General features: G+C 69.6%; 1 protein-coding gene. It reads right to left on the bottom strand.

From position 1 onward, the window contains the following. A partial coding sequence (locus ACWDN5_RS46700) for a M6 family metalloprotease domain-containing protein (protein WP_449680788.1) occupies positions 1 to 1,882 on the bottom strand: 1,882 nt, incomplete at its 3' end. Between the last annotated feature and the right edge of the window lie 236 nt (positions 1,883 to 2,118).

The following is a 2,118-nucleotide window of genomic DNA, read 5'->3' as shown; positions in this document are numbered from 1 at the left end:
CCGCCTCGTCGCGGTCGAGCATGGACTCTTCGATGTCGAGCCGCTCCAGGACCTTGCGCAGGACGTCGTCGTCGGCGCTGCCGCTGTCGCGGGCCGCGTCCGTCGAGACGCTCAGCCGGTAGGTGTCGGTGTCGTACGGGGCCTTCGCGCCGCTCGCCGCGCCCGTGTTGAGCAGACCGAAGTCGCACGTCGCCAGGCCGCCGCGGGCGATGGCCGGGAGGGCCGGGGTCAGGGCGGCTCCGCGGGTCTGGCTGCCCGAGCCGTCCAGCGACGCCACCGTCACCGTGTACGACAGGATCCCGCGGCGGTCGCGCGCCAGGTCTGTGATGAGGAACCGCAGGCGGTTGGCCTCGTCGGTGTACTCGTACGGGCTCGCCGCCTCGGTGCCCGCCTTGAACAGGGCGTCGTTGAGCTGGCGGTAGTCACCGATGGTGATCTTGACCGGCGTCCCGTCCGGCTTCGTGTAGTCGGTGATGCCGATGTCCTGCGGGTTGGCGTCGATCACCCAGTCGAACGGGGCGTTGTCCTTGTTCTTCGTCTTGGTGATCATGACGCCGGAGTCCGGCGCGAACGAGTCCGCGCCCATCCGGTCGACGACCTCGACCGTGTAGTTGTCGTAGCCGCCGCCGTCGCAGAACGGGTCCTTCGACCGGTCGCACTTCGGTGCCTTGTCACCGCCGGTGAGCTTGATGTTCAGGCCGGTGAACGCGCCGGGCTGCGCTTCGGTTTCGCGCGCGGTGAGCCGGGCCGAGACCGGGCCGGTCTTCGCGAGCTCGTCGCGGTCGAGCTGGAGCACGTCCGCCGGGTCGACGATGCCGAGCTTCAGCTTGTTGCGCAGCTGGTGCTGGGCGCCCATCGAGCTGCCCTGCGTCGCCGGGATCTGCCAGCGGGTGTGCGGGCCGCCGGGGCCGTTGAACGTGCCGCGCGACAGCATGTCCCACGGCCCGCTGTAGGAGCGTGACGGCGGGTTCCCGAACGGGTTGTTGTAGTTGTCGCCGATGCCCAGGATGTGGCTGAACTCGTGGGCGTAGGTCGACTGGCCCGAGCTTTCGGCCTGCACCGAGCTGCCGTCCTGGGCGTTCGGCCAGATGCTCGCGGCCGACGCCCACGACGTCCACGGCACGTACCGGGTGGCCGCGTAGTTGGGCAGGTCGTGGTTGGGCGGGCCGAAGCTGTCGGGCACGTTCTCCTTGGTGCCGAACTTCATCTCGCCGAACTCCTGCCAGGTCGAGCTCTCGTCCTGGCCGGCGGAGAGGTAGAAGACGAAGTCGAACTGGTTCGCGGTGTCGCCGACGTCGGCGCGCCAGGCGTCCCCGGCGTCCTTGCGGATGTCGCGGGCGCAGTTCGCGCCGGGCGGGCAGGCGCTCGGCTGGAACTCCATGCCGTATTCGTAGGACTTCCCGGGCATCCGGTACGGCCCGAACGCGGTCAGCTGCACGCCGAACCGGCCGCCGGAGTCCTCCATCCAGTATTCGTTGATCGTGTGGCCGTTGTTGAGGGCTTCGGGTTTGTTGAGGAAGTCCTGGTAGTACTGGGCGACCTTCGCCCGCGGGACGTTCGCGGCGGCGGGGCCGGGGTTGCCGAAGATCGTCGAGTTCGCCGGCTTCGTGACGACGAAGTCCTGGTCGGGGTAGTCGGCGAGGACGACGGCGCCCTTGAAGGTGCGCTGGGTGGGTTTCAGGGTGGGGTCGGCCCAGTTCGTGCCGGGGACCTTGCGGTAGTCGGACCAGGTCATGTGGTCCTGGTTCTCCCACCGGGCGGCATCGATCGGGGCGGGCCAGCCACGGGTGAGCGGCTCGGCCGCGGCGGTCCCGGCACCGAGCCCGCAAAGGACGGCGACGGCGGCGAGCAGGGCGAGCGCTTTCGGGGTTCTGGGGCGCATGTGCGGCTCCTTCACTGGGAACCCACGGGGGTGGTGGTTCCCGAAGATCGACCGTATTGAGCCCCGGTGTCGCGGTTCTGCCTCGCGACGAGGTTTACCCGCTTGCCCCACGACGAAAGTCTGGCCGGATTGTCAGGCCGGCTCGGGTGCCGCGAATGACTCATTCGGGACGTGGGAGGTCCCGCGGCGCCCCGCTGCTGCTCTGGCTGCTGGCCAGGGCCAACCGATCCGGCTCC

Source organism: Amycolatopsis sp. NPDC003731, assembly GCF_053586895.1.
The sequence above is the reverse complement of the archived record's forward strand: the minus strand, read 5'-3'. Positions and strand labels throughout refer to the sequence as shown.